Source organism: Micromonospora matsumotoense, from assembly GCF_900091525.1.
Lineage (GTDB): Bacteria > Actinomycetota > Actinomycetes > Mycobacteriales > Micromonosporaceae > Micromonospora > Micromonospora matsumotoensis.
The window spans coordinates 36,437-63,043 of sequence record NZ_FMCU01000004.1; the positions used below are offsets into that span (position 1 = coordinate 36,437).

The 26,607-nt window shown below is 73.4% G+C and carries 23 protein-coding genes; 12 read left to right on the forward strand and 11 right to left on the reverse strand.

Annotation, left to right across the window (positions count from 1 at the left end):
- Positions 1–38: 38 nt before the first annotated feature.
- The 10 genes from GA0070216_RS10105 (at position 39) to GA0070216_RS10150 (ending at position 8,681) form a co-directional block, all read left to right on the forward strand.
- Positions 39–1,034, forward strand: coding sequence for a zinc-dependent alcohol dehydrogenase (locus tag GA0070216_RS10105; protein ID WP_091242898.1), 996 nt, complete (start codon positions 39–41; stop codon positions 1,032–1,034).
- On the forward strand, positions 1,022–1,420 hold the full coding sequence (locus GA0070216_RS10110) for a 6-pyruvoyl trahydropterin synthase family protein (RefSeq protein WP_091242902.1): 399 nt from the start codon (positions 1,022–1,024) through the stop codon (positions 1,418–1,420). Before GA0070216_RS10105 ends, GA0070216_RS10110 begins: the two co-directional genes overlap by 13 nt.
- A 3-nt stretch (positions 1,421–1,423) precedes the next feature.
- Positions 1,424–2,458 (forward strand): glycosyltransferase family 4 protein, encoded by a 1,035-nt coding sequence (locus GA0070216_RS10115; protein WP_091242904.1) that lies wholly within the window; start codon positions 1,424–1,426, stop codon positions 2,456–2,458.
- Positions 2,455–3,435: a class I SAM-dependent methyltransferase gene (locus tag GA0070216_RS10120; RefSeq protein WP_245722408.1), complete on the forward strand. Its 981-nt coding sequence runs from the start codon at positions 2,455–2,457 to the stop codon at positions 3,433–3,435. The genes GA0070216_RS10115 and GA0070216_RS10120 overlap by 4 nt, the downstream gene beginning before the upstream one ends.
- A 136-nt stretch (positions 3,436–3,571) precedes the next feature.
- The gene (locus GA0070216_RS10125) at positions 3,572–4,543 is read left to right on the forward strand and encodes a lysylphosphatidylglycerol synthase domain-containing protein (RefSeq protein WP_245722443.1); all 972 of its coding nucleotides are present in this window, start codon (positions 3,572–3,574) and stop codon (positions 4,541–4,543) included.
- Between the two features lie 12 nt (positions 4,544–4,555).
- The gene (locus tag GA0070216_RS10130; RefSeq protein ID WP_091242908.1) at positions 4,556–5,212 is read left to right on the forward strand and encodes a GTP cyclohydrolase II; all 657 of its coding nucleotides are present in this window, start codon (positions 4,556–4,558) and stop codon (positions 5,210–5,212) included.
- Complete coding sequence (locus GA0070216_RS10135) at positions 5,212–5,949, forward strand: RibD family protein (RefSeq protein WP_091242911.1); 738 nt, start codon at positions 5,212–5,214, stop codon at positions 5,947–5,949. The genes GA0070216_RS10130 and GA0070216_RS10135 overlap by 1 nt, the downstream gene beginning before the upstream one ends.
- Positions 5,950–6,065: 116 nt before the next feature.
- Positions 6,066–6,803: a zf-HC2 domain-containing protein gene (locus GA0070216_RS10140; RefSeq protein WP_091243877.1), complete on the forward strand. Its 738-nt coding sequence runs from the start codon at positions 6,066–6,068 to the stop codon at positions 6,801–6,803.
- 80 nt (positions 6,804–6,883) lie between these two features.
- Positions 6,884–7,579: a response regulator transcription factor gene (locus tag GA0070216_RS10145; protein WP_091243880.1), complete on the forward strand. Its 696-nt coding sequence runs from the start codon at positions 6,884–6,886 to the stop codon at positions 7,577–7,579.
- A complete protein-coding gene (locus GA0070216_RS10150; RefSeq protein ID WP_091242916.1) occupies positions 7,572–8,681 on the forward strand; it encodes a sensor histidine kinase in 1,110 nt (369 codons plus the stop codon). The genes GA0070216_RS10145 and GA0070216_RS10150 overlap by 8 nt, the downstream gene beginning before the upstream one ends.
- Here GA0070216_RS10150 and rfbA read toward each other — a convergent pair.
- Together rfbA and GA0070216_RS10160 are read right to left on the reverse strand one after the other, a co-directional pair.
- The gene (gene rfbA, locus GA0070216_RS10155; RefSeq protein ID WP_091242917.1) at positions 8,636–9,511 is read right to left on the reverse strand and encodes a glucose-1-phosphate thymidylyltransferase RfbA; all 876 of its coding nucleotides are present in this window, start codon (positions 9,509–9,511) and stop codon (positions 8,636–8,638) included. The genes GA0070216_RS10150 and rfbA overlap by 46 nt on opposite strands.
- Positions 9,512–9,565: 54 nt before the next feature.
- Positions 9,566–9,748 (reverse strand): hypothetical protein, encoded by a 183-nt coding sequence (locus GA0070216_RS10160; protein ID WP_141723033.1) that lies wholly within the window; start codon positions 9,746–9,748, stop codon positions 9,566–9,568.
- 443 nt (positions 9,749–10,191) lie between these two features.
- Here GA0070216_RS10160 and GA0070216_RS10165 point away from each other — a divergent pair, with 443 nt between their 5' ends.
- Positions 10,192–10,950, forward strand: coding sequence for a helix-turn-helix domain-containing protein (locus GA0070216_RS10165; RefSeq protein WP_091242925.1), 759 nt, complete (start codon positions 10,192–10,194; stop codon positions 10,948–10,950).
- 219 nt (positions 10,951–11,169) lie between these two features.
- Here the strand turns inward: GA0070216_RS10165 and GA0070216_RS10170 are convergent, their stop codons facing one another.
- Entirely contained in the window at positions 11,170–12,207 is a 1,038-nt protein-coding gene (locus tag GA0070216_RS10170; protein ID WP_425413145.1) for an enediyne biosynthesis protein, read from the reverse strand.
- Complete coding sequence (locus GA0070216_RS10175) at positions 12,204–14,111, reverse strand: CRTAC1 family protein (protein WP_245722411.1); 1,908 nt, start codon at positions 14,109–14,111, stop codon at positions 12,204–12,206. The genes GA0070216_RS10170 and GA0070216_RS10175 overlap by 4 nt, the downstream gene beginning before the upstream one ends.
- Positions 14,112–14,949: 838 nt before the next feature.
- Here GA0070216_RS10175 and GA0070216_RS10180 point away from each other — a divergent pair.
- Positions 14,950–15,735 (forward strand): helix-turn-helix domain-containing protein, encoded by a 786-nt coding sequence (locus GA0070216_RS10180; RefSeq protein WP_091243884.1) that lies wholly within the window; start codon positions 14,950–14,952, stop codon positions 15,733–15,735.
- A gap of 364 nt (positions 15,736–16,099) precedes the next feature.
- Here the strand turns inward: GA0070216_RS10180 and GA0070216_RS10185 are convergent, their stop codons facing one another.
- The 7 genes from GA0070216_RS10185 to GA0070216_RS10215 all read right to left on the reverse strand — a co-directional run bounded on the left by GA0070216_RS10185 (position 16,100) and on the right by GA0070216_RS10215 (position 26,533).
- The gene (locus GA0070216_RS10185) at positions 16,100–16,687 is read right to left on the reverse strand and encodes a copper resistance CopC family protein (protein ID WP_091242933.1); all 588 of its coding nucleotides are present in this window, start codon (positions 16,685–16,687) and stop codon (positions 16,100–16,102) included.
- Positions 16,684–17,265, reverse strand: coding sequence for a hypothetical protein (locus GA0070216_RS10190; protein WP_091242936.1), 582 nt, complete (start codon positions 17,263–17,265; stop codon positions 16,684–16,686). The genes GA0070216_RS10185 and GA0070216_RS10190 overlap by 4 nt, the downstream gene beginning before the upstream one ends.
- Before the next feature lie 140 nt (positions 17,266–17,405).
- Positions 17,406–18,041, reverse strand: coding sequence for a MerR family transcriptional regulator (locus GA0070216_RS10195; protein WP_141723034.1), 636 nt, complete (start codon positions 18,039–18,041; stop codon positions 17,406–17,408).
- Between the two features lie 378 nt (positions 18,042–18,419).
- Positions 18,420–19,778: a cytochrome P450 gene (locus GA0070216_RS10200; RefSeq protein WP_091242943.1), complete on the reverse strand. Its 1,359-nt coding sequence runs from the start codon at positions 19,776–19,778 to the stop codon at positions 18,420–18,422.
- Positions 19,775–20,311 carry a flavin reductase family protein gene (locus GA0070216_RS10205; RefSeq protein WP_091242946.1) on the reverse strand — a complete coding sequence of 179 codons (537 nt, stop codon included), beginning with the start codon at positions 20,309–20,311 and terminating at the stop codon, positions 19,775–19,777. The genes GA0070216_RS10200 and GA0070216_RS10205 overlap by 4 nt, the downstream gene beginning before the upstream one ends.
- Before the next feature lie 16 nt (positions 20,312–20,327).
- A complete protein-coding gene (locus tag GA0070216_RS10210; RefSeq protein WP_091242950.1) occupies positions 20,328–20,771 on the reverse strand; it encodes an acyl-CoA thioesterase in 444 nt (147 codons plus the stop codon).
- 2 nt (positions 20,772–20,773) lie between these two features.
- Positions 20,774–26,533 carry a type I polyketide synthase gene (locus GA0070216_RS10215; RefSeq protein WP_091242953.1) on the reverse strand — a complete coding sequence of 1,920 codons (5,760 nt, stop codon included), beginning with the start codon at positions 26,531–26,533 and terminating at the stop codon, positions 20,774–20,776.
- Positions 26,534–26,607 lie beyond the last annotated feature (74 nt).

Here is a 26,607-nt window from a genome sequence, read left to right on the forward strand (position 1 = left end):
GTTTCGTTCGGTTCCCCGGCAGATGAGGAGAAAACCGCGTGATCCGCGATGCCCGGGCCTTCTGGCTCCGCTCCCCCGGCGTCGGCGAGCTGAGGACGGTGACCCTGCCCACTCCCGGCCCCGACGACGTGCTGGTCCGCAGCGTCTACTCCGGGGTGAGCCGCGGCACCGAGACGCTGGTCTTCACCGGTAGCGTGCCGGAGAGCCAGTACGCGGCGATGCGCGCCCCGTTCCAGGAGGGCGACTTCCCCGCCCCGGTCAAGTACGGCTACCTCAGCGTCGGGGTGGTCGAGGCCGGTCCGGCGGCGTTGCGCGGTCGGACGGTGTTCTGCCTGCACCCGCACCAGAGCGCGTACGTGGTGCCCGCGTCGGCGGTGACCCCGGTGCCGGACGACGTGCCGGCGGCCCGCGCGGTGCTGGCCGGCACGGTGGAGACGGCGGTCAATGCGCTGTGGGACGCCGCGCCGCTGGTCGGTGACCGGGTCAGCGTGGTCGGCGGCGGGATGGTGGGGTGCAGCGTGGCTGCCCTGCTGGCCCGCTTCCCCGGGGTCCGGGTCGAACTGGTCGACGCCGACCCGGCGCGGGCGGCGGTCGCCTCGGCGTTGGGGGTCGACTTCGCCCTGCCGCAGGCGGCGACCGGTGGGCGGGATCTGGTGGTGCACGCCAGCGCCACCGCCGCCGGCTTGCAACGCAGCCTGGACCTGCTCGCCCCGGAGGCCACCGTGGTCGAGCTGAGCTGGTACGGCGACCGGCCGGTGGAGCTGTCGCTGGGTGGGGCGTTCCACGCCGGCCGGTTGACCGTCCGCAGCAGTCAGGTCGGCACGGTCTCCCCGGCTCGGGCGTCCCGGCGCGGCTTCGCCGACCGGCTGGCGCTCGCCCTGGAACTGCTCGCCGACCCGGTGTTCGACGCGCTGCTGACCGGCCGGTCCCGCTTCGCGGAGCTGCCCGGGGTGCTCGACCGCCTGGCCTCGGGGGAACTCCCCGCGCTCTGCCATCTGATCACCTACGACGAGGAGACGCCGTGTTCAGCGTGACCGTTCGGGACCACATCATGATCGCCCACAGCTTCCGGGGCGAGGTGTTCGGGCCGGCGCAGAAGCTGCACGGGGCGACCTTCGTCGTCGACGCGACCTTCCGCCGCCCCGAGCTGGACGACGACGGGATCGTGGTGGACATCGGCCGGGCGATCGACGAGCTGAAGGCGGTGCTGGCCGACCTGACGTACCGCAACCTGGACGACGAGCCGGCGTTCGCCGGGCAGAACACCACCACCGAGGTGCTGTGCCGGGCCATCGCCGACCGGCTCGCCGACCGGGTGCACGCCGGTGGGCTGGGCGCGGGCGCCCGGGAGCTGGCCGGGATCACCGTCACCCTGCACGAGTCACACATCGCCTGGGCCAGCTACGAGCGGTCGTTGTAGCCCGTGCCGGCGGTGCACGTCGTCCTCCCCGGGGACATCGACGATCCGGCCACGCCCAGCGGCGGCAACGCGTACGACCGGCGGGTCTGCGCCGGGCTCACGGCGGCCGGGTGGACGGTGCGCGAGCACGGGGTGCCCGGGGACTGGCCGCACCCTGACGAGGCGGCGCGGGCCCGGCTGGCCGGGCTGCTCGCGGCCCTGCCGGACGGCACCCCGGTGCTGTACGACGGGCTGGTCGCCTCGACCGTGCCGGAGCTGCTGGCGGCGCAGGCCGGCCGGCTGCGTCAGGTGGTGCTGGTGCACATGCCGCTCGGTGACGATGCGGAGGCGCGTGCGCTGCCGCACGCCGACGCGCTCGTCACCACCAGTGGCTGGACCCGGGACCTGCTGTTGGCCCGGCATCCACTCGATCCGGCCCGGGTGACGGTGGCCGTCCCCGGTGTCGACCCGGCCGACCTCGCGCCCGGCACGGCCACCGGCACGATGCTGCTCTGCGTCGCGGCGGTCACCCCGGTCAAGGGGCACGACGTCCTGGTCGACGCGTTGACCGGGCTCGCCGACCGGCCGTGGACGCTGGACTGTGTCGGCGCGCTGGACCGCGACCCGGCCTTCGTGGCCGCGCTGCGCCGGCGGGCCGACCGGGACGGGCTGGCCGGGCGGGTGCGGTGGCACGGGCCGCTGACCGGGCCGGCGCTGGACGCGGCGTACGCGGGGGCGGATCTGCTGGTGCTGCCCTCCCGCGCCGAGACGTACGGGATGGTGGTGGTCGAGGCCCTGGCCCGGGGGCTGCCGGTGCTGGGCACCACCGTCGGTGGGGTGTCCGAGGCGCTGGGCCGGACCGCCGACGGCACCCCGCCCGGGACGCTGGTGCCCCCCGGCGATCCGGTGGCCCTGGCCGGTGGGCTGCGCCGTTGGCTGCACTCGGCCGACCTGCGCGGGCGGCTGCGCCGGGCGGCCCGGGACCGGCGGGCCGACCTGCCCGGCTGGCCGGCCACCACGACCGTGATCTCCCAGGTGCTGGACGGAGTGAGGACATGACCGCGTACGCCACCGACCCGTTCGCCGACTGGCTGCGGCTGCGGGAACCCGCCGACGCCGACGCCCGCAGCGGGGAGCTGGTCGACCTGCTCCGCGCCCGGCTCACCGGCACCGGCACGGCGGCGGGTGCCGGTGGTTCCGGCATGCCGACGACCGCCGCCGGTGGCCCGGGTACGGCAACCGGCGGTGCGGCCGGCCTGTCGCCGGCCGGTGAGGGGGGACCCGGGATGCTGGTGGCCGGTGCCGGGTCCGTCACGCCGCTGCGCGGGGACCGCCCGTGGGTGGTGCACGACCTGGGCAGCGGCACCGGGTCGATGCTGCGCTGGCTGGCCCCGCTGCTGCCCGGCCCGCAGCGCTGGGTGCTGCACGACCGGGACCCGGGGTTGCTGGTCCGGGCCGGCGCGGCGGTGCCGGTCGCCGCCGACGGCAGCCCGGTCGAGGTGACCACCCGGCAGGGCGACCTCACCCGGTTGACCGCCGCCGACCTCGCCGACGCCGACCTGGTCACCGCGTCGGCGCTGCTGGACATGTTCAGCGCCGAGGAGATCACCCGGGTGGTGACCGCCTGCGCCGGCGTCGGCTGCCCGAGCCTGTTCGTGCTCTCCGTGGTCGGTCGGGTGGTGTTCGACCCGGCCGACCCGCTGGACGCCGAGATCGCCGCGGCCTTCGACGCCCACCAGCGGCGTACCGTCGACGGCCGGGACCTGCTCGGGCCGGACGCCGCGGCGGCGACCGTCGCGGAGTTCGGCCGGCACGGGATGCCGGTGACCGTGCGGCCGAGCCCGTGGCGGCTCGGGCCGGACCGGGCGGCGCTGCTCGTCGAGTGGTTCGACGGCTGGTGCGACGCGGCCGTCGCACAGCGCCCCGAGCTGGCCGACCGGACCGCCGCCTACGCCCGGTGGCGGCGGGCCGAGGCACGGGCCGGTCGACTCACCGTCACCGTCGGTCACGACGACCTGCTCGCCGGGGTGGAATGAACCGGTTGACCGGCCGGTACGTGAGAAGGGACAAGATCTTCCGAGGAGGAACCGCGTGTCACCGGACACCACCGGCACCGCTCCCGCCCGTACCCCGTCCCCCCGCCCGGCCCGGGGCTCGTCGGCCTGGGCCTGGCTGAGCAACCTGGGCGGGGTGGGTCTGGTCGGGGTGCTGCTGTGGTGGTTGGGCACCGGCCCGGCCCTGGCCGGGCTGCGCCGGATCGACGCCCCGGCGGTGCTGACCGCGCTGGCGCTGGGCGCGCTGGCCACGGTCGGCTGCGCCTGGCGGTGGCGGCTGGTCGCCGAGGCGCTCGGCATCCGGCTGCCGCTGGGCGCTGCGGTGGCCGACTGCTACCGGGCGGTCTTTCTCAACGCGACGCTGCCCGGCGGGGTGCTCGGCGACGTGCACCGGGCGGTACGGCACGGCCGGGAGGCCGGTGACCTGGGTCGGGCCGTACGGGCGGTGGTCTGGGAGCGGACCGCCGGGCAGGTGGTCCAGGTGGTGCTCGCGGCGGTGCTGCTGCTGGCCCTGCCGTCGCCGGTGCGACCGTACCTGCCGATGGTGACGGCGGTGGTGGTGGCGGTCGGCCTGGTGCTGGTGGTGCTGGTCCGGGCGCTGCCCCGGTCGGGGCCGTCCCGGCGGGCCCGGGCGGTGCGCGCCGCCACCGCCGACGTGCGGGTCGGGCTGCTGGGCCGGCGCACCGGGCCGGGCGTGCTGGTCGCCTCGACCGTGGTGGTCGGCTGTCACCTGGCGACGTTCGTGCTGGCGGCCCGGGTGGCCGGGATCACCGTGCCGCTGTCGGTGCTGGTGCCGCTGACCCTGCTGGCATTGTTGGCGATGGGGCTGCCCGCCAACATGGCGGGCTTCGGCCCCCGCGAGGGCGTCGCCGCCTGGGCGTTCGGGGCCGCCGGCCTAGGCGCCGCCGAGGGGGTGGCCACCGCCCTGGTGTACGGGGCGCTGGTGCTGGTGGCCGCCCTGCCGGGGGCCGCCGTGCTGGTGCTGCGGGGCCGCCCGTCCGCGCTGCGCGGACGATCGGGTGACCGTACGGTGGGAGCCCAGGGTGGTTCCTCACCGGTACCCGCTGCCGGGCTGGCCGGCAGCGCCTGACAGAGGAGACACATGTACGACGCACTGCCGGCGGCGACGGTCCGGACACAGGTCACGGTCCCGCTGCGGTTCTCCGACGGGTACGCCACCACGGCCCGGGTCTTCTCGTTCGACGGGCTGGTGGACGGCCGGGAGCACCTGGCGTTCGGGTTGGGCGACTGGTCGGGCGCGCTGCGCCGGCACGCGGCGGGTGGGGCGGCGCCGCTGGTCCGCCCGCACAGCGAGTGCCTGACCGGGGACGTCTTCGGCAGCCAGCGCTGCGACTGTGGCCCGCAGCTGCGCGAGGCGGTCCAGCGGATCACCGAGGCCGGCGGTTTCCTGCTCTACCTGCGCCAGGAGGGACGCGGCATCGGCCTCTACCCGAAGCTGGACGCGTACGCCCTGCAGGACGCCGGGTTGGACACCTACGAGGCGAACGTGGCGCTCGGGCACGACGAGGACGAGCGGGACTACCGGGTCGCCGCGCAGATGCTGGCGGTGCTCGGCGTGCCGGAGCTGGTGCTGCTGAGCAGCAACCCGGACAAGGCCGAGCAGTTGACCCGGCTGGGCGTGGCGGTGGCCGAGGTGGTGCCGACCGGGGTGTTCCTGTCCCCTGCCAACGCCGACTACCTGGCGGCGAAGGCGAGCCGGGCCGCGGCCCGGTCCGTCGACCTGCCGTCGTTGAACTGATGGGTGTCGTACCGGCCGGTGCGGCGGCCGCCGCCGTCCCGGTGTCGACCGGGCGGCCGTACGTGCTGCTCAGCTGCGCCACCTCGATCGACGGTTACATCGACGACGCCACCGAGCAGCGGCTGCTGCTGTCCAACGCGGAGGACATGGACCGGATCGACGCCGTGCGGGCCAGCTGTGACGCCATCCTGGTCGGCGCGGGCACGATCCGGGCGGACGACCCCCGGCTGGTGGTCCGCTCGGCGCGGCTGCGGGCCGCCCGACAGTCCGCCGGGTTGCCGCCGTCACCGGTGAAGGTGACGTTGACCGCCCGGGGGCTGCTGGACCCGGCGGCCCGGTTCTTCACCGTCGGGGACGCCGAGAAGATTGTCTACTGCGCCGGGCCGGTGGTGGACAAGACCGCCGAGCTGCTCGCCGGGTCGGCCACCGTGGTCGACGCGGGTGACCCGTTGGACCCGGCCCGCGCCCTGGCGGACCTGGCCGGCCGGGGGGTGCAGCGGCTGATGGTGGAGGGCGGCGCGGCGGTGCACGCCCAGTTCCTCACCGCCGGGCTCGCCGACGAACTGCACCTGGTGGTCGCCCCGTTCTTCGTCGGCGACCGCCGGGCCCCCCGGTTCGTCGGCGACGGCACGTTCCCGTGGCACCCGGGCCGCCGGGCCAGGGTCGCCGAGGTACGCCAGATCGGCGACGTGGTGCTGGTCCGCTACGCCCTCTCGGAGCGTTGCCCCGACGGGTGAACCGGCCGACGGGTCCGGTCCGTACCATGCGAACGAGGGACCGTCCGGTTCACTACGCTGCGTGGTAGCGGCCGACGGTACGGACGAGGAGTGGCGGGATGAGCGACCATCCCCTGATGCGGTGCGAGTCATGGCGGGAGATCCTGTCGGCCCAGCTCGACGGGGAGGAGACCGCCGAGGAGCGGGGCGCGGTCCAGGCGCACCTCGACGGATGCGCGGACTGCCGCGCCTGGCACGAGGTCGCCGCCATGGTGACCCGACGGGCCCGGACCCGGGTGGTGTCGGCGGTGCCCGACCTGACCGAGTCGATCCTCGCCGCCGTGCCCCCGCCGCCCCGACGGCGGGTCGACCGGTGGCGGGGTGGGCTGACCAACGGGCTGCGGTTGGCCCTGGGCCTGCTCGGGGCGGTCCAGCTCGCTCTCGGCCTGGCCCAGGTGGGACAGGGCGTCAACGCTGAGCACCTGCACCCGACCGGGCAGCACCTGTGGCACGAGTCGGCGGCGTGGAACGTGGCGGTGGGTGCCGGTTTCCTCTTCGTCGCGCTGCGCCGTACCCCGCCGGCCGGGTTGTTGCCGATGCTGAGCGCCTTCGTCGCGACCCTGGTCCTGCTGTCGGTCAACGACCTGGTCACCGCACAGGTGGCGGTGCCCCGGCTGGTCAGCCACGGGTTCCTGGTCGGCGGCTACCTGATCACGGTGCTGTTGTTCCGGCTGGGCCCCCGCCCGACCGGCCCACCGCAGGGACGGCGGACCGGCCGGTCCGGGTGGCGGTTGCGGCTCGACGAGCTCGACGAGCCCCGCCGGATGGCGACGCCGCCGTACGGCGCGCAGGCCCGGGACCGCCGGGCGGCCTGAGCAGCGCACACCGTAAGCACCTGGCAAGGTGCGCCGGCCCGTCGCGCCGTTACGCTGGCCGACACGAGAGGGAGGTGCCGGTGGCGCAACGGGTGCTGGTGGTCGACGACGACCGGACGGTCAGCGACGTGGTGTGCCGATATCTGGAGCACGCCGGCTATCAGGTGGACCATGTGGGGGACGGGGCCGCCGCGCTCGCCGCCGTGGCCGCCGCGCCACCCCAACTGGTGGTTCTGGACGTGATGCTGCCGGTGCTGGACGGGTTGGAGGTGTGCCGACGGCTGCGGCAGCGACCGGACGGCGTACCCATCGTGATGCTGACCGCCCGGGGCGACGAGGCGGACCGGATCCTCGGCCTGCAACTGGGCGCGGACGACTATCTGAGCAAGCCGTTCTCCCCCCGGGAGCTGGTGCTGCGGGTCCGCTCGGTGCTGCGCCGGGCCGGCGGTGAGCCGGTCGCGGCGACGGCGCAGATGCTCACCGACGGGGGGCTGACCGTGCTGACCGGCCCCCGGGTGGCCCGGTTGCACGGCCGCGACCTGGCCCTCACCCTGCGCGAGTTCGACCTGCTCGCCCACCTGATGGGGCACCCCGCCCGGGCGCTGTCGCGGGCCGAGCTGCTGGAACGGGTCTGGGGTTGGCGGTTCGGCGACCAGTCCACGGTGACCGTGCACGTCCGACGACTGCGCGAGAAGATCGAGGACGATCCGGCCAACCCGCGCCGCATCGTCACGGTCTGGGGCGTCGGCTACCGGTACGAGCCGGCCGATGACTGACCTGGCACTGATCTTCGGAGCGGCACTGGCCGCGGCGGGTGGGGTGGGGCTGCTCGGCGCGGGGGTGCTGCGGCTGCTGCGCGGGCGGTCCATCACCGTGCACGTCACGGTGCTGCTGGCCATGACGGTGAGCGCGGTGGTGGCCGGGGTGGCGGTGATCGCCGAGGCGATGTTCCTCTCTCCGCACGACCTGGAGGTGGTGCTGATCACCGTCTCGGCGGCGGCCCTGGTCAGCCTCGCGGTCGGTTGGCTCTTCGCCCGCCGGCTCGCCACCGCGGCGGTCTGGGCCGACCAGGCGCGGGCCCGGGAGCGGCAGGTCGAGAAGGGTCGTCGGGACCTGGTCGCCTGGGTCTCGCACGACCTGCGGACCCCGCTGGCCGGGTTGCGGGCGATGGCGGAGGCGCTGGAGGACCGGGTGGTCGCCGACCCGGTGACGGTGGACGAGTACCACCGCCGGATCCGGGTGGAGACCGACCGGATGACGCGGCTGGTCGACGATCTGTTCGAGCTGTCCCGGATCAACGCCGGGGCGCTGCGGCTGTCGCTGTCGGCGGTGCCGCTGGGTGACGTGGTCTCCGATGCCCTGGCCGGCACCGCGCCACTGGCCGCCGCCCGCCGCATCCGGCTGCTGTCGGCCGAGTCGGGCTGGCCCACGGTGACCGCCAGCGAGCCCGAGCTGAGCCGGGTGGTGGGCAACCTGCTGCTCAACGCGGTGCGCTACACGCCGGCCGACGGCACCGTCTGGGTCGACGCCGGGCGCGACGGCGACGTCGCCTGGCTGGCCGTCGCCGACACCTGCGGCGGCATCCCCGAGGCCGACCTGCCCCGGCTGTTCGACGTGGCGTTCCGGGGCGAGCCGGCCCGTACCCCGCACGCGGGCACCGACCCGATCGCGGGCTCCGGCGGGCTGGGGCTGGCCATCGTGCGCGGGCTGGTCGAGGCGCACGGCGGTCGGGTGGACGTGCACAACGTCGCCGAGGGCTGCCGGTTCGTCGTGCGGCTGCCGCTGGCCAGCGGCGTCCGGTCCACCGCCGGCGGCTGGCGCACGCCGGTCGGTCAGGCCCCGAACTCCTCGGCGATGTCCATCACGTACCGGCCGTAGTCGGAGCCGGCCATGGCGGCACCCAGCCGGTGGCAGGCCGCCGCGTCGATGTAGCCCATCCGCAGCGCCGTCTCCTCCAGGCAGGCGATCCGGACGCCCTGCCGTTCCTCCATGGTCCGTACGTAGAGGCTGGCCTGGAGCAGCGCCTCCGGGGTGCCGGCGTCCAGCCAGGCGAACCCGCGCCCGAGGTCGACCAGGCGGGCCCGCCCCCGGGCGACGTACACCCGGTTGACGTCGGTGATCTCCAGCTCGCCGCGGCGGGACGGCCGGATGTTCTTGACGATGTCGACGACCTCGTGGTCATAGAGGTAGAGGCCGGTGATCGCCCGGTTGGAGTGCGGTTGGGAGGGCTTCTCCTCGATGTCGCGCAGGGTGCCGTCCGGGCCGGTGACGCCGACGCCGTACCGCTCGGGGTCGTGGACCGGGTAGCCGAACAGGGTGCAGCCGGTCACCGCCCCGGTCTCCTGCCGCAGCAGCCGGGAGAACGCGGTGCCGTGGAAGATGTTGTCGCCGAGGATCAGCGCGCTGGGCTCCCCGCCGATGTGGTCGGCGCCGATCAGGAACGCCTCGGCGATGCCGCGCGGCTCGGGCTGCGCGGCGTAGGAGATGTCCAGCCCCAGGTGCGCGCCGTCGCCGAGCAGCAGTCGGAACTGCGGCAGGTCGGCCGGCTTGGCGATGACCAGGATGTCCCGGACGCCGGCCAGCATGAGCACCGACAGCGGGTAGTAGATCATGGGCTTGTCACCGACGGGCAGGAGTTGCTTGGACACCGGCACGGTCATCGGGTAGAGGCGGGTGCCCGACCCTCCGGCCAGGACGATTCCCTTCATGGTCCTTCCTCCTCCAGACGTCGGCACCGCCGGGCGGGGCGCGGTGGGGCCGGTTCAGTCGAGACCGCGGATCAGGTGCGGTTCGGTCTCCGGGTCGGACCAGTCGCACTGTCCGCGCCGGTTCGCCCGTGCCCAGGCGTCCAGGGCGGAGGGCGGGCGGTCCGCCTCGGCCGGCCGGGCGGTACGGGGTCGGCCGGACCGGGGGCGGGCCTCGTCGTCGTCGGAGTTGTCGGTCATCGCGTTCCCCATTCCGGACGCCTCCCATCGTGACGCCGGCACCGGGCCGGGCGCACCTTCCTCGTTGCCCAGGTCAACGGTCGAATCGCCGCCCGGCGACGGGCGATGCGCCGGGCGGTGCTTTTCCGACATCAATCGTTGAGCCGGACGCATCGGGCCATGGCGGCAATCATCACCGGATAGACACGGGGTACGCATCCGGAAAAGACACCTGTTAGCGCCATTCGGATTTCGCGCCGTTGACCATGCTTTGAGGGTGCCCTAGCATTGAGGTCAGCTGATTCGACAAAACCGACAAACCCCTTTTGTCGGTGCCAACCGCCATTTGCCGATTCCGCCCCGGGGGACGTCGCGGAACCGGAACGACGCTGCATCGTCGCAGCCCAACCAGACGATCCACGTCGTACAGACCAGCACCCACCATTACGCTCGCCGGGGGCACGATGGAAGACCACAGCAGCAGAGCGGTCCGGCGGGTCATCGCCGAAATGCACCAGAATCTGGGGAAGCAATTCAGCGTGGACGAAATGGCGCGAACCGCCCTGCTGAGCAAGTACCACTTCTGCCGGGTGTTCCATCGGGTAACCGGAGTGTCACCGGGGCGCTTTCTATCGGCAATCCGATTCCAGCGGGCCAAGCACCTGCTGCTGGCCACCTCCTGGACCGTCACCGACATCAGTCACCAGGTCGGTTACACCAGCGTCGGCACGTTCAGCGCCCGGTTCAGCAGCAGCGTCGGCCTCTCCCCCTCGACCTTCCGCCGGCTCGGTCGCACCCTGGGACGGGAGCTGCCGTACCGGCCGCCCTGTCCGAGCCGGCCCGACCCGGCCGAGGCCACCGGCCCGACCGTCCGGGGGCAGATCCGGGCGCTCCCCGGCGAGGCACCCGACTGGATCTTCGTGGGACTGTTCCCGGAGCGGATCCAGCAGGGCAAGCCGGTCAGCTCCACGGTCCTGCCCGGCCCCGGCCCGTACCTGCTGGGCCCGGTGCCGCCGGGCACCTGGTTCGTCCTGGCCCACGCGGTGCACCGCCGCCGGTCGGCCACCGGAGCACGGCCGCTGCTGGTCGGCCACCACGGGCCGGTGACGGTCGGCTGCCCGTCCCGGTCGATCCGGGCCGACCTCACCCTGCGCCCCATGCGCACCTTCGATCCGCCCGTGGTGCACGCGGCCGGCCTGCCGCCACTGCTGCGCACCGGCTGACCGCGGTTGACCGTCATCGCCCCCGACGGCCGGGACGGGCGACAGCCGGGTCCCGCGCCGCCGGTCACCGACCGGGCGCGGTCGTCGCGCCGCCCGTCCGCCGCCCGTCCGTGCCGCCCGTCAGCGACCGCACGGTCGCCGCACGGTCGCGTCGGGGCCGTCCCGGGCACGGACGTGGGGCCGTCCCGGCGGGACGGCCCCACGTGGTCGCGGACCGGATCAGCGAGCCAGCGCCGGTGCCGCCGGACTGACCGGCACCGACCCCCGAGCGCGCTCGCGACCACGGTCGCGCCACCAGATGCCCCACCACATCAGGCCGCGGACGGCGCAGACGATGGTGACGGCGAAGAAGAGGGTGTAGACCACGTTGAACGCGACCAGCACCCCGTAGACCGTCGCCACGGCGGACCCGAACATGAACTGGTTGCGGCCCCGGGACGGCGTCGTGCCCGGGTCGGTGATCATGTAGTTGGTGAACAGGACGAAGGCCACCCCGGTCATCGGCACCAACGCGGCCCAGATCGCCACGTCCAGCACCAGCGCCCGGACCACCGCCTGGATGACGAAGCCGCCGAGCCAGCCGACGATCAGCAGCACCTTGCGGGTGAGCATGGCGTTGAGCACCGTGCCGGCGGTGATGATGACCAGCGGGACCATGATGCTGATCGCGTCCGGCACGTTCTCGGTGAACTGGTAGGGCGGCGCGATGTTGACCCAGGAGAAGGCCAACAGCGTCACCGTGATCCCGAAGTTCGAGGGGTTCATGAAGTGCCGCATCCGGCCGTTGACCGGCGCCCGCAGGGCGGTCTTGGCCCCGATCGCGACGACGACGGCGAATGCCACCGGCCAGAACCGGTCGTTGGCATAGAGCAGCATGTTCGCCGCCAGCGCGGTGATGTGGGTGGGCAGCAGGAAGGTGTACATCCCCCAGGCCCCGTTGCCGGCGAAGGCGGGCCGCCGCTTGCCGGCCCACGCCGCCACCATCTCGATCCCGATCTCGGCGGTGTAGCCGACCAGCAGGGCGAACAGCGGCCAGGTCCACGGCTGCTCGAAGCCGAGCAGGGTGTAGCCGATGATGTTGAAGATCGACATCGACATCGCGAAGTTGCGCAGCGCCAGGTAGCGCGGGTCCTTCGCGTCCACCCGGGGGACCGCCGGTCGCGCCGTGGGCGGGGCCGCCGCGTCGACGGGCCGGGCCCCACCCGGGGCCGTCCGCACCGCGGCGTCGGTCGCGTCTTCCTGTCTGACGTCAGTCATCGGGTGACCTCCTGGGCGTCGGTGGTCAGCATCAGGTCGTGCCAACCGGCGGTGAGCGAGAGGGTCTGTCGGTGGGCCGCGCCGGTCAGGTCACGCCAGCACACCTCGGCCGACACCGGACGGTCCCCGGCGGAGCCGAGCCCGAAGAAGACGTCGAAGCTGCGCTTGCCCGAGTGACCGCCGCCGCCGTCGAGCTGGGCGACCTGAGTCAGCCCGTCGGCGGTACGGATCTTGACCTGGGCACCGTAGGCCGGCGTCCGGGCGTCGGCCGCGCCGTCCACCGTCGGCCGGTGCAGGCGCAACCCGAGGAAGCCGCCGGGGGACGCGGCGGTGTTGCGGTAGAAGGCCGGCGGCCCCCACTGGCGGGCGACGGCGAAGTCCTGCACGCCGTCGGCGTTGGTGTCGGCCACCGCGACGCCCCGGGTCGGGATCGGCACGTCGAGGCCCAACTCGGCGTTGAGGTTGACGAACGTCTTGCCCTGCCGCACCCAGAACGCCAGCTTGTCGTTGCCGGCGATGTCGTCGCCCGGCTCCGCCTTCGGCCACATCGCCGGGTTGCGCAGCATCAGGTCGTTGGACATCGCCAGCTCCTGGAGCCAGGCCCACCGGCTGGTGGTGCCCTTGATGAACCCGTCGGCCTGGACCACCTCCAGCGAGCCGTTGTTGTCGAAGTCGGCCATCTTGGCGTCCCAGCCCCAGCCGGTCCAGGCCATGTTCAACGAGGACGCCTTGTTGTCGTACGGCGCCACCCCACGGGTCAGCTTGGCGCGCGCGTCCTGAGGGCTGCCGGCGTTGTTCATCCAGACGAAGTTGCTCTCCTCCAGACCCCAGGAGCTGGTGATGTTGCTGACGAACATGTCGAACCTGCCCCGGCTGTCGAGGTCGCCGAAGTCGATCGACATGCCCTTGAAGGAGTCCTGACCGAGCACCATGGACTTCGGGGTGAACGCGCCCCTGCGGCCCTGCGTCTGGGCGAACCTGATCCGGCCCGGGGTCGAGACGTTGTGCAGCAGGTGGTCGTGGCCGAAGTCGTTGGCCAGGTACAGCTCGGGCAGCAGGTCACCGTCGATGTCGGCGGAGGCCGCACCGAGGGTCCAGCCGGTGGAGACCGGACCGGGCACCGCCTTCTGCTCGACGTACCGGATCGAGGGCTGGTCGCCGCCGGTGGCCGCGTCCCACCGCAGCACGTGCGCCCCGCCGGAGTTGCGGGCGTGCGACATGGACGCGTTCATCTGGACGTTCGGCTGCCCGTCCGGGTCGAGCACCTGGGTCTCGGGGAAGTAGTTGAACACGCCGATGTCCGGACGACCGTCGCCGTCGAAGTCGGCGACCGCCACCGCGTTGGTGTTCCACAGCGCGCCCTGGTAGCGGTTGCCCGGACCGGGCTGGGTGGGAATCAGCTCGGTCGGGGCGTAGCTGCCCAGCCGCAGGTCGGTGGCGCTGGCCCGGTGCAGGAACAGCACCGGCGTCCGACCCCAGTAGTAGACCAGCAGGTCGGTGCGGCCGTCGAGGTTGTAGTCGCCGGGCACGCAGCCCATCGGGGCCATGGTGGTGTCGGTGGGCAGTGGCCGGGGATCGAGGACGAAGGGCTGGTAGCGGGCCCCGCTGTCGGGTGCCGGGGTCACCACGGCGCTGTCACTGCGGGTGTCGACCAGGCAGAGGTCGTCGGCCACCCCGTTGCCGTCCAGGTCGTTGAGGGCGATCGCCGCCCCGACCGAGGAGACCCAGGACTTGATGTGCTCGTACTCCGGATTGACCTCGCGGACCGCACGGGCGGCGGGTAGGGGTGGCAACGCGATGGGCCGTTCGGCGAACTGGAACCGTGCGGCCAGCTCCGACCGCTCGGCCGCGGACGCCTCCGGGCGCTGTGCCACGACGAAGAGAATGCTCAGCAGAACGAGCACAAATGCTGCGGGAGTTGCGCGGCGAAGGAAGCCGGCAGATTGAGACGGCAACAGTCCCCCTACGTTTTCGTGGGCGCGTCGTTCGCCCGTTGACGGATCGCTTGGAAGTGCCATCGACCGGGGCGGAGATACTGGTGATTACCACCCTCCGCGGCGGGGTGAATAACCAACCGATTAGCCGTCCATCAGATGACTCTCGCCCTTTCAGGGGCCACGAACATCGTCAGCCAGAAGGCCAATAGAATCTTCTCAGAGCGTGCTCTCCCGCCGGAGCGGGCCGGACGATCGAGGACCGAACGCGCCATCACAGCGAGTCCGTCGCCGGTCGCGATGCGTCAGAGTTCTCTGACTTTGCTCTCCTGAACATCAGCCCGAGCGCGAGAAGGGCGCAGGGATATCTCCCAGAGTAAGGCTATTGCCGGCTTCATGCCCACCAGCAGGAGGCATCCCCGACCCACCCACCAGATCGGACGAATCCACTCGCACCACCCCCCGACCCACCAGGTCCGCCTTCCGCAACAATGGCCGTACGCTGCGCGGACGACATCGGGGACGGTCGGACGGATAGCGAGGATCTTCGCTGGCAAATACGACCGGAATCGATAGCACAGCTATCCATCCCGCCGGCATCGGCGCTCATTGCCGCCTATCTTTGGTCGCGCTAGCATCAACACGGCCCCAACGGCCAAAGGCAATTTCGACGGCCGCATCCGCGTTTATGCATTGATCGAGGCTTAAGGCTCCGTCAATCAGCCGGCATAGACACCGTACGCACGCAGTCGCCACAGCTGTGCCCGGGGATGCCACCGACCGACGAATCGAACACCTGGGGGAGACCGTGGAAGACGTCATTGAACGGGCGGTGGAGCGGGCCATCGTCACGATGCGGGACAACATCGCCGAGCCGCTGACCATCGACGACATGGCCCGCGCCGCAATGTTCAGCAAGTTCCACTTCTCAAGGATCTTCCGCCGGGTCACCGGCGTCTCGCCCGGACGCTTCCTCTCCGCCATCCGTCTCCAGGAGGCGAAGCACCTGCTCGTCTCCACCACTCTGAACGTCGCCGACATCAGTCTCCGGGTCGGCTACAACAGCGTCGGCACCTTCAGTTCGCGGTTCACCCGCAGCGTCGGCATGTCCCCCACCGCCTACCGGCGCTACCGCGGCTTCAGCTCACGCATTCCGGTGGACGAGACCAGGGGCAGCTCGGCCGGACGCACCTCGACGGTGCAGGGGACCGTCACCGGGCCGGACCAGGAAGACCTCGGTTTCGTCTTCGTCGGGCTCTTCCCCGACCCGCTGCCCGAGGGTCGTCCCGTCCGCTGTGCGGTGCTCAACGGCGCTGGCGCGTTCGAGCTGGAGACGGTCCCCGAGGGGCACTGGTACCTGCTCGTCCAGTCGGTGCGCACCGACGGCTCCCCGACGGACGCCCACGACCTGGACCCCGAGGACATCTTCGTCGGCTCGCACGGGCCGATCATCGTCCGGCGCGACCAGGCCGTCCCCCCGATCGAGATGAGCCTCAAGCCGGCCCGGTCCATCGACCCGCCGGTGCTGCTCGCGCTGCTCGACATCCGCCGGATGGCACTGGACCAGGTCGGCTACCGGGTCGAAGCGGCCTGACGGCGGGTCGGACCGCGAACCGACCGGAGCCAGCGGCGCATCCCACGGAAGGTGGGATGCGCCGCATCGCCGTGTCGGCCGGACAAACCGGACCGCGTCGGGCCGCGTCCGGGCCGGACGGCTCACGGTCGACCCGGACCCGGCCCGGCAGATCGGTCGGCGGGCCGGCCCCCGGTCGCGGCGGGCCGGACCACGGGCGGTCGAGGTGACCACGGGCCGGCCACCCGGGCCCGGGGCCGCCGGGTCGAGGAGCCTGTACGGGGCGCGGCCCGACCGCCGGGGCCACCAGGCGGTCGCGCCGGACCCGGACGCCGGCCCGGCGGCCCGGCGGATCAGCGGCCCGGCGGATCAGCGGCCCGGCGGATCAGCGGCCCGGCGGATCCTCCGGATCGGTGGCCACCCGGGGCCGGCGCAGCAGGATCACGGACAGCGCGATCAGCAACGCCAGATCCAGCACCAGCAGCAGACCGTCCAGGGGATCGGTGCCGACATGCTGGTGCCCGGTCTCGGGCACGACAGCTGCCGGCGGCAGCAGCGGTGCGGCGCCCACGGCGAACACGCTGCGCCCGGTGCTCTGCCGCCCGTCGGTGAGCCACACGTGGTAGGCGACCGTGTAGCTGCCCTGCGGCAGGGCGGGCACCGACACCACCAGGTCGGTGCCGTCGCGTCGGGAGGCGCCGGTGGGCACCTGCGGGCCGTCCGCCGGCGTCAACGACACGTGCGCCTCGTCGGTGTCCGGCGTCCCCGCCAGCCGCAGTCGTACCTCGGTCGGCCCGGTGTCCAGCCGGCTGCCGTCCGCGGGCACGACGGCGGCGGCAACCGTCGCGGCCGGCCCGGGCGGGCTCGGCGAACGCAGCCACAGCGCGGTCACCACGGTCACCAGCACCACGGCGACGGCCGCCGTCCGCGGCCCGAAGCCACGGCGGCGGCCGTCCTGTCCGGCGGCGGTCATGCCGGCGTGAGCGCCCTGACCGAACGGGGGGCGCAGGTGCAGGCCATCATCGCCTGCTCGGCGGGGGTGGGTCGCAGGTGCAGGTACATCGCCACCACCATCGGCAGGAAGACGATCGTGTTGTAGAACAGGTGCAGTTCCACCCGGGCGAAGACCAGTTGCAGCACGCTCGTCGGCACGGGACGGTCGAACAGGAAGTGCCCCGTCTGCGCTTGGAGCAGCAGCAACAGGTGCTCGATGTGGTGCCAGAACTGGATGGCCAGCGCCACCGTCCACCAGGTACGCGCACGGCCGACGAAACCGGGCCGCAGCAGGGCCAGCCCGATGAGCATCACGATGGCGTACCCGTAGTGCAGCCACTCCGAGGTGACCAGCCAGGGCACGGCCAGCCCGAGGACGCCCCGGGACTGCGGCACCGGCCAGCCCAGCACCCAGATCTGGAACGCCTGGACGAGGTGCTCGGCCCAGTGGGCCAGCACCACGACCATGTACAGGTTCAACGCCGTCCGGTGGTAGGGACCGTTGAGCAGGCCGAGCGGGCCCGATCGGGAGTGGCGGGGTACGGCTTGATTCGACATGTCGGGTGGTCTCCACCTGGTCGACGGACACCGGCACCGCAGCGGGCCGGGGGACGGCAGCACGCCGCCTCTTCAGGCTGCGACCCGCGGGGCCCGGTGTCGTCTTCGAACGTGCCAACAATCTACTGTGGCCGATCGGCTCAGGCTCCCGCCGGCCGTTCGGCGGAGGCGGCGCAGCAGCCGGCCAGGTGGCTCTCCTGCGCCATCCGGCGCATCGCCTCGAAGGCCACCTCGGACAGCACGTTCCAGACCGCCATGGCGGTGGCGGAGTGCGCCGACTCGTGCCGGAACTCGTGCGTCACGATCCGTGCCGCGCTCTCGGCGTGCTCGCTGAACACGTCGATGTCGCAGTCGGCGTCGAGCCGCTGCAACGCGGTCAGCACGTGGGCGAGGGTGTCCCGGCCCGGTGAGGCGGCGTCGACCGCCCAGCCGAGCCGGTCGATGAAGTCGTCGACCTGGACGCGGGCCGGCCCGACGTCCGGGGCGTCCTCCTCGGGCTGATCCGGGAAGAGTGCCCAGATGGTGGCCCGGCACTGGGCGCCCAGGGAGAGCCCCTTGTCGTCGAGGGCGGCCAGCACCCGGCGGACCGAGGACAGGCTCAGCCGCCCGATGCCGGCCAGCACCCGGATCAGCTGGAGCCGGGCGAGGTGCTCCTCGCCGTACTCCGCCTGGTTACGCGCGGTGGGTCGGCCCGGTGGGAGCAGTCGCTCCCGGATGTAGAACTTGATCGTCGGAAGTGGAACACCACTGATCCTGGCCAGATCTGAGATGCGCATCCGTCCCCCCAGGGTCCCGGTGGCCACCGCCGGACGCCGCCCGCGGCGGGGCTCCGCCGCCCGGCAGCGGCCGGTCCGAACGTATCGGCGGTGACGCCGCCGCGGACAGCGGGCGCCGGGCAGCACGGCGGGTGAAGGCCGTCGGCGCGCTCGCGATGACGGCGGTGGAGCCGCCCGTCGGTGCGACGGCGGCTCCTGGGACAGGGCGGGCACCTCGGGCCGTACCGGCCGGGGTGGTCGCCGCGCATCCGGGACTCATCGCACCTCCCCCAGCACGATGAGCAACCTGAGAGTTGCTCAGCGCAATAGTAACCAGTGTGGCCTGCGTGCCGGTTATTCGATGTTGCTGAACCACACTTCCTGGCCGTGGTCCGCCGGTCACGTCAGGGCCCGCACCGTCATCGGCAGGCCGCCCCGGATCCGCAGCGACAGCATGGGTTCCGGCACCACCCGGTGCCCGTCGGGGGTGTGCAGCCGCAGTCGGCGGCTCACCATGGCCACCACGAAGACCGCCTCCATCAGCCCGAGGTGGTTGCCGACGCAGAACCGCGGCCCGGCGCCGAACGGCACGTACGCGTAGCGGGGCCGGTCGGCCGACGCCGACGGCGAGAACCGCTCCGGGTCGAACCGGTCCGGGTCGTCCCAGTAGGCCCGGTGCCGGTGCAGGGTGTACGGGCAGATCAGCACGTCGGTGCCGGCCGGCACCCGGTAGCCGCCCACCTCGTCGGCCTCCTGCGCCCGCCGGGACAGCATCCACACCGGCGGGTAGAGGCGCATCGCCTCGCTGAGCACCATCCCGATGTAGGTCAACCGGGGCAGGTCCTCGTAGGTCGGCGGCCGGTCGCCGAGCACCGCCACCGCCTCGGCCCGCACCCGCTCCCACACCTGCGGGTGCCGGTCGAGCAGGTGGAAGGTCCAGCCGAGGGTGCTGGCGGTGGTCTCGTGTCCGGCCAGCAGCAGGGTGGTCAGTTCGTCGTGCAGCCGCCGCCGACCGACCGCGGGGTCAGCTTCCCGGCGGGTCGACTCGAGCAGCCGGGACAGCGCGTCGTCGTGGTCCTCGTGGCCGGGCCGGGAACGCCGCCGCGCGGCCAGCTCGTCGACGATCTCCTCCAGCTCGCGGCGGGCCCGCCGGAACCGCATCTGCTGCGGCAGCGGCACCCACATCGGCACCAGGTTCATCGACGCCATCTCGAACATCGCCTGGTCCTGCATCGCCTCGAAGGCCGACCCGAGCGACCGGAAGCCACTCAGGTCGGCGTCGAGCAGGGTACGGCCCAGCACCCCGAGGGTGAGCCCGGTCATCTCCCGCATCATGTCGACCGGCTCACCACCGGCGTGCGTCTCGAGGCGGTCGACCAGGCGGCCGGCCTCCTCGGCGACGATCCCGGCCTGCTGGGCGATGCGGCGGGCCTGGAACACCGGCTGGATCACCCGACGCTGTTCCCGCCACAGCCCACCCTCGCTGGTCAGCAGCCCGTCGCCGAGGGCCCGCCGGGCGTGCATCAGCCCGATCCCCTTGTGGTAGTTCTGGCTGTTGTCCGCCAGCACGTGCTTGGCGTGGTCGGGGTGGTTGAAAAAGTGCAGCCCCCGCCCCGGGCCCAGCCGTACCGCGTCGCCGTAGGTCTCGGCGGCGGAGCGCATCAGGCCGAGCCGGTCGCGGCCCAGCTTCCACAGCGTGCCGAGCATCGCCACCCCGGTCGGGCCCCGGGGGACGACCCGGGGCGCGACCGTGGTCATCGGACCACCCCGCTCGGCATGGGGGTGATCTGCCGGAACCGCCCGTGCAGGAAAAGCACCGCGTCCTCCTCGTGGAGTTTCTCGGCCGACAACAACCGGCCGACGAAGATGGTGTGGTCGCCGCCCTCGTAGTCGCGCCACAGCGCGCACTCGAAGGAGGCCAGCGCGCCGGTGATCAGCGGCGCTCCGGTGAGCCGGCCGGGCCGCCAGTCGACGACGTCGAACTGGGCGGCGCCGAGCGGCCGGCGGCGGTCGGCGAAGTGCCGCGCCACGTGCTCCTGGTCGGCGGCGAGCACCGACACCGCGAAGCTGCCGGCGGCCACCAGGTGGCGGTGCATGACCGCCTCCCGGTCCACGCAGACCAGCAGCAGCGGCGGGTCCAGCGACACCGACGTGAAGGCGTTCGCGGTCATCCCGTGCGGGGTACGTCCCCCGACGGTGACCACCGTGACGCCGGTGGCGAAGGCGGCGAAGGCCCGCCGCAGCGCGGCCGGGTCGACCACCGCGTCGTCGACGCCCGCAGAGATGTCCATCGTGGTCTCCTCGCCGTCACTGGGCCCGGACGGTGGCCGTGTAGGGCGCCAGCGCCCGGGTCAGCGCCTCCGGCACCCGGGTCGGCGCGGTCCGGTTGTTGGGCCCGCGCATGCAGGCCACCCGCTGCCGCCCCCGGGCGACCAGGGTCTCGCCGCCGCCCGGGTCGAGGCGCACGTAGTCGAAGCTGAACTCCAACTGGGTCTGCACCAGGTCGACCAGCCGCATCCGGATCGACAGCTCGTCGAAGGCGGTGATCTCGGCGAAGAACTCGCAGTCGACCTTCAGGGTGAACAGCTTCAGGTCGTCCTGGAGGTCGGCCAGCACGTCCGGGGCGTGCTGCTTGAGGAACATCTCCCGGCACCGTCCCTGCCAGCGCAGGTAGTTCACGTAGTAGACGTTGCCGACGATGTTGGTCTCCTCGAAACCGACCGTGTGCGGATACTCGAAGTACTTGTCCATGCTCAACTCCACCCGTCGGTGAGCACGGCGAACACCACCGGTTCCGGGATGTCCACCAGGCTCGTGGCGAACGTGGCGACACGCAGCGGACCCGAGGCCAGGGCCACCCAGCCGTCGGGGCCGCCGGGCGTCAGGGTCAGCGGAGAGTCCGCCGGCAGGCCGACCTTGCGCAGGCACTCGACCGCGCCCCACACCCGGGTCGACGCGGTGTGCGTGCTTTCGTCGCGGTCCCCGGCGATCAGCGCGGCGAGACCGGCGTGGACGCCCAGCAGGCCCGCCCAGTCCGTCGGGGAGCGCTCGGCCACCGGCTCGACGTCGCAGCCGACCGTCCCGGTCGCCGCGACCGCGAGGGTGATCCCGGCACCGTGCGCCGCCGAGACCCGGCGGTCGCCGTCGACCTCCGGTCGGCCGTCCGGGCGGTAGCGCACCTCGTGCCGGGCGCCGAGGGCCCGGCCGACGGCGACCGCGGTGCGGTCCCGGCGGGGGACGTCCCCCGCGCCGTCGGGTTCCACCGCGACCGCGACCCGGGCGTCGAGCACGTCGCCCAGCCCCCGTTCCAGGTGCGAGCCGAGCAGCACCGGCAACCACGGTCCCCGGCCGCCCCGGTGCCGGACCGCCTGCAACCGCAGGCCCTCCCAGCGTTCGACGACCACCCCGGACTCGTCGCGCACCGCGATGTCGTAGACGTAGGTGTCGCCGTCGCGGCTGCGTTCGGTGGCGCAGCAGCGCACCGTGCCGGTGCCGGACATCCGCGCTCCGGCCGGCCAGATCCGCTCCACGCCGACCGGCAGCAGGGTGGCGTCCGGTACGCAGACCTGGTTGCCGTGCATGAAGGCGTCCCGGGTGCCGGGGTCGCCGAGCAGCAGGTCACCGGGGAGGAAGCCGGCGAACCAGGCGTCACCGCCGCCCACCGCCACCTCGGCGTCCACGTCCCGGGCGGCGGCCCGGTGGAACCGGCGCAGCCGCTGGAACCGGCCGCCCTGGAACAGCCACTCGCCGTAGAGGTCCCGCTCGGGTGCCAGCGGCACCGGCGGCAGACCCGGGTCGGTGCGTCCGGGCGGGCCGTCGGGGACGGCGGTGTCGGTGAACCGCAGCCGGGCCCGGAAGTGGTCGGTGGCGTACCCGGTCTCCGCGCTGCGGATCGCCACCTGGACGACGGCGTCGTCGGTGACGGTGGCCGCCACCCGGATGACCGTGCTGCCGTCGGGCGGCACCACGATCGGTCGGGGGAACTCCACCTGCTCGACGACCGGCACCGTGGACCGGCCGGTGACGGCGACCGCCACCTGCGTCATCGCCTCCATCCCGAAGACCGCCGGAAAGAGCAGGTTGCCGTCGAGCAGGTGGTCGGCGAGGTAGCGGTCGGTGCCGGCGGTCAGCTCGACCTCGCTGACCAGTTCGACACCCGGGTAGTACGCCAGCGGTTTGTCCACGAACCGCAGCAGCGGCAGCGGCGGGCGGTCGTACCGCAGGGTGTCCATCCCCTCGGCCCGGCCGCTGACCACCACCACGGGCGGCACGTCCGGGTCGGCGAGCAGCCGCAGCAGCACCTCGACGCCCTGGTCGGGGCTGATCGGGACGACCCCTTCCCGGCTGAGCGACTCCACCACCGACAGCCGTTCACCCATCCCCACCCCGGACCAGACCGACCACTCCAGACAGAGCGCCCGGCAGCGGGGGAACCGCCGGCCGGTCTCCTCGGTCAGCCCGGCCAGCCAGTCGTTCGCGGTGGCGTAGTGCGCCTCGCCACGCAGGCCGGCCCGGCCGATGATGCTGCCGAAGGTGACCAGCAGGCGCAGTTGCCCGGGGTCGACCGCGGCGAGCACCGCCCGCAGACCGTCCAGCTTGGGGGCGAAGGTCCGCCGGACCGCCGCCGCGTCCAGCGCGGTCAACGCGGCCGGCTCGTTGCGCCCCGCGCCGTGCAGCACCGCGGTCACCGGGCCCAGCGCCGCCCGCACCTCCGCCACCGCGTCGGCGACCTGCCCGGCGTCGGTGACGTCGGCCCGGGTGTAGTGCAGGGTCACCCCCCGGGCGGCCATCCGCCGCAGGTTCTCCGCCAGCTCGGTGTCCTCGGCCGGGTCGGAGCGGCCGACCAGCCCGAGTCGGGCCCCGGTCTGCTCCGCCACCGCCAGGGCGCACTCGGCGGTGATGCCCTTGCCGCCACCGGTGACCAGCAGCACGTCGGTGTCGTCGAGGGCGGGCCGGGTCCGGGACGCCCGCACCGGCAACGCCCGCAGCACGGGCAGCCGTCGCGTACCGGCGTCGTCGTAGTGGCTCTCCTGGTAGCCGGTGGTGGCACCGACCTCGGCGACCACCCGGTCGACGGCCTCGGGCACCGCCGGGGTGTCCACCACCGTCACCCGCAGCTGCGGCGCCTCCAGGCGCAACGTCTTGGCCAGCCCGGTCGCGCCCCGGCCCCCCTGCACCAGCACGAACCGGGTGCCGGCCGGCCCGGCCAGGGCCTGCTTCGCCCCGGCCAGGGCCAGTTCGAGGTCTTCCTCGGCGCACTCCGGCGGCAGGCACACCAGCACACCGGAGTCGACGCCGGCCCGCTCCAGGGCGTGCCGCAGCGGCGCGGCCAACGGGTGCCCCTCGGTGGCGAAGACCTGCCACCGGCCGGGTGCGCCGCCGCCCACCGGCACCGGCGCTGCGGCCGGCTCCCGGTCGACGGTGAAGGCCCGGGTCCAGGTCGCCGCGCCGGTGACGGCCGGCGACCGGTCGTGGTCACCGGACTGGCCGGTGGCGGAGAGTTCGTCCAGCGCCACTGCCAACTCCTCGACGGTGGCGGTGGCGAAGTTGGTCGGGGCCTGGGCCGGCGGCACGTTCACCAACCGGGACGCCTCGTTGATGATCTGCCCGACGGTGATCGAGCTGAGGTGCAGGTCGTCGAGGAGCCGGCTCTCGCCGTGCACCATGGCCAACGGCAGCTCGGCGCGCTCGGCGGCCAGCCGGCGCAGCATCTGCACCGTGGACTCGCCGTCGACCGGCCCGTCGGCGTCCGCCGGGGCGGGCCGGTCCGCGCGGGCCGCCACCGGCAGGTCCACCAGCGGCGCCTGCTCACAGGGGCTGGCAAAGAAGTGCTGCTCGGCCCCGATTACCAGCGGCCGGCGGAGCCGGTCGTCGAAGAGCGCCGGATAGTCGTGGGCGGCACCCACCACGAACGCCGCGGCGGCCACCCGGAGCAGCCCGCGCAGCGACTCGTCGTCGGTGTCCAGGGCCACCGCCGGCACGTCGGTGATCCCCCCCGCCAGGCCACTGAGGATGCGACCCGGGCCGACCTCCACGAAGAGGTCGATGTCCTTGGCGGCCAGCGCCACCGCCTGCGCGAACAGCACCGGGTCGGTGATCTGGCGGCGCAGCAGCGCCCGCAGGTCGGTCTCGGCCGGCAGGGTCTCACCGGTCACGGTGGAGACCACCCGCCGGCGGACCGGGCCGAAGGACTCCCGGGTCAGGTGCCCGGCGAACGCGTCCGCCGCCGGCGCCACCAGCGGCGAGTGGAAGGCGTGCGAGACCCGCAGCAGGGACGCGCCGATCCCGGCGTCGGAGGCCAGGCCGAGGGCGGCCTGGACCGCCTCCTCGGTGCCGGCCACCACGGTCTGCTCCGGCCCGTTGTAACCGGCGATCACCACGGGTACGCCGGCCACCAACGCGGACACCCGCTCCGGTCCGGCGTTGACGCTCGCCATCACCCCGGAGGAGCTGTGCTCGGTCATCGTCCGGCCGCGGGCGCGGGTCACCCGCAGCAGGGTCTCGTCGTCCATCGCGCCGGCCCAGTGCAGGGCGGACAGCTCACCGAGGCTGTGCCCGACCGCGACGGTCGCGTCCAGCCCCAGCAGGTCCAGGGCGGCCAGTCCGGCCCGCGACCCGGTGACGATGCGCGGCTGGGCCAACGCGGTGGCCACCATGTCCCCGGTGACCGGCAGGTCGGCCCGGCGGAACACCTGGTCCACCTCGGTCAGCCGGCGGCGCAGCGCCCCGCCGCTGGTCCCGCGGCCGGCGCCCTGGCCGGGGAAGAGGTAGCCGAGCCGGCCGGCACCGCCGACGTGGCCGAGGAAGCTGCGGCCGTCGCCGTCGACCAGCCGGGTCTCGCCGGAGTCGAGCAGCTCGCAGAGCCGCCGCAGCCGCTGCTGCGCGTCGGTGGGTGAGGAGACCACCACCGCCGCCCGGTACGGCCGGTCGGCCAACTGGTCGTGCAGGGTGGCCGCCACGTCGGCGAGCTGCCCCTGGGCCAGGGTCGGCACGTAGTCGCGCAGTTCCCGCAACCGGTCGCGCAGTTCGTCCCGCGAGGACCCGTCGACCAGGAACAGCTCCGCGTCCTGCACGGAGGTGGCGAGTCGGGCGGTCCGGGTGTCGAAGGCGACCCGGCGGGCCGTCCCGGCCCGCTCCAGCACGACATGGGTGTTGATGCCGCCGAACCCCATCGCGGTGATGCCGGCGCGCACCGGCTGACCGTCCGGCCACGGTTCGGCCGTCCGCAGCACCCGCAGTGTCGCGTCGTCGCGGGTGAGCAGTTCGTGCGGGTCGACGCAGCCGAGCGCGGGCGGCAGCACCTGGTGGTGCACGGCCAGCGCCGCCTTGATCAGGCCGGCCACGCCGGCCGCCGCCTTGGTGTGCCCGATCATGCCCTTGATCGAGGTGATCACGGCGGGCGGGGCGGTCGGATCGGCCTGTCGCCGGGCCTCCGACAGGGCGGTCAACTCGGTGGCGTCCCCGACCGCCGTGCCGGTGCCGTGCCCCTCGAACAACGGCACCGACTCGATGCCGAACCCGGCCCGCTCGTACGCCCGGCGCAGGGCGAGCTGGTAGCCGTTGACCTCGGGACGGGTGATGCCGCCCTTGCCGTCGGAGGAGATGCCCCAGCCGGCGATCGTGGCGTAGCTGCGGTGGCCGGCGGCGAGCGCGTCCGCCTCGCGCATCAGCACCACCATCCCGCACCCCTCCCCCGGCCAGAAGCCGTTGGAGTGCCGGTCGTAGACCCGCATCTCGTCGCGGGCCAACGCGCCGGTCTTGGCGAAACCGACGATCTCGAACGGGTCGATCGACAGGTCCACCCCACCGGCCACCGCGACGTCGAGGTCACCGTCGAGCAGGGCCCGGCAGGCGGTGGCGACCGACAGCAACGACGAGGAACAGGCGCCGTCGACGGTGTACCCGCCGCCGTTGAGGTCGAAGTAGTTGCAGATCCGGCCGGCGATGGTGTTGGACAGGCCACCGGCGAGGGTGTCCTCGTCGATCGCCGGGAAGGGCGCCTTGTACTGCTCCTCCAGCCCGTCGAGGAAGGTCGCCAACCGGTCGTCGTCCCAGCCCTGCTGTTGCAGCGCGGTGGCGACCGTACGGCGGACGAACGGCCAGCGCAGCCGCATGACGTTGGCGCGGGCGAACTCACCGGTGAGGGTGTTGCCCACGATCACACCGGTGCGGTCGCGGGGCAGCCCCTCCCCCAGCGGGAAGCCGGCGTCGCCCAACGCCTTGGTGGCCATGTCCAGGGCGAGCCAGTGGGTCAGGTCGGTGGAGCGGTACGTGCTGCCGGCGATCTTGTAGGCGAGCCGGTCGAACTCGTACCCCTCGATGACGGCGGCGGTGCGGGCGTAGAACCGGTCCGGGGTGCTCGGCTCGGCGTCCCAGTAGTCCGCCAACCGCATGCGGACGTCGGGCAGCGCGCGGAAGGCCCGGCGACCGGCGAGGGCGTTCTCCCACAGTTCTCGGGGCGAGGTGGCGTCCGGGTATCGGCACGCCATGCCAACGATGGCGATCCTGGTCATGCGGGCACGATCTCCTTACCGTTCGGGTCGCCACGGGCGTGGCGAGGCGCCTGCCGAGGCGTGGGCAGGTGTGG

Excerpts from the sequence above, each read along its gene's own strand:
- GA0070216_RS10135 (WP_091242911.1), top strand. The coding sequence starts at position 5,212 with ATGGGTGTCGTACCGGCCGGTGCGGCGGCCGCCGCCGTCCCGGTGTCG.
- GA0070216_RS10205 (WP_091242946.1), bottom strand. The coding sequence starts at position 20,311 with ATGGACATCTCTGCGGGCGTCGACGACGCGGTGGTCGACCCGGCCGCG.
- GA0070216_RS10190 (WP_091242936.1), bottom strand. The coding sequence starts at position 17,265 with ATGTCGAATCAAGCCGTACCCCGCCACTCCCGATCGGGCCCGCTCGGC.
- rfbA (WP_091242917.1), bottom strand. The coding sequence starts at position 9,511 with ATGAAGGGAATCGTCCTGGCCGGAGGGTCGGGCACCCGCCTCTACCCG.
- GA0070216_RS10170 (WP_425413145.1), bottom strand. The coding sequence starts at position 12,207 with ATGACTGACGTCAGACAGGAAGACGCGACCGACGCCGCGGTGCGGACG.
- GA0070216_RS10210 (WP_091242950.1), bottom strand. The coding sequence starts at position 20,771 with ATGGACAAGTACTTCGAGTATCCGCACACGGTCGGTTTCGAGGAGACC.
- GA0070216_RS10120 (WP_245722408.1), top strand. The coding sequence starts at position 2,455 with ATGACCGCGTACGCCACCGACCCGTTCGCCGACTGGCTGCGGCTGCGG.
- GA0070216_RS10130 (WP_091242908.1), top strand. The coding sequence starts at position 4,556 with ATGTACGACGCACTGCCGGCGGCGACGGTCCGGACACAGGTCACGGTC.
- GA0070216_RS10185 (WP_091242933.1), bottom strand. The coding sequence starts at position 16,687 with ATGACCGCCGCCGGACAGGACGGCCGCCGCCGTGGCTTCGGGCCGCGG.
- GA0070216_RS10200 (WP_091242943.1), bottom strand. The coding sequence starts at position 19,778 with ATGACCACGGTCGCGCCCCGGGTCGTCCCCCGGGGCCCGACCGGGGTG.
- GA0070216_RS10150 (WP_091242916.1), top strand. The coding sequence starts at position 7,572 with ATGACTGACCTGGCACTGATCTTCGGAGCGGCACTGGCCGCGGCGGGT.
- GA0070216_RS10215 (WP_091242953.1), bottom strand. The coding sequence starts at position 26,533 with ATGACCAGGATCGCCATCGTTGGCATGGCGTGCCGATACCCGGACGCC.
- GA0070216_RS10165 (WP_091242925.1), top strand. The coding sequence starts at position 10,192 with ATGGAAGACCACAGCAGCAGAGCGGTCCGGCGGGTCATCGCCGAAATG.
- GA0070216_RS10140 (WP_091243877.1), top strand. The coding sequence starts at position 6,066 with ATGCGGTGCGAGTCATGGCGGGAGATCCTGTCGGCCCAGCTCGACGGG.
- GA0070216_RS10160 (WP_141723033.1), bottom strand. The coding sequence starts at position 9,748 with ATGACCGACAACTCCGACGACGACGAGGCCCGCCCCCGGTCCGGCCGA.
- GA0070216_RS10195 (WP_141723034.1), bottom strand. The coding sequence starts at position 18,041 with ATGCGCATCTCAGATCTGGCCAGGATCAGTGGTGTTCCACTTCCGACG.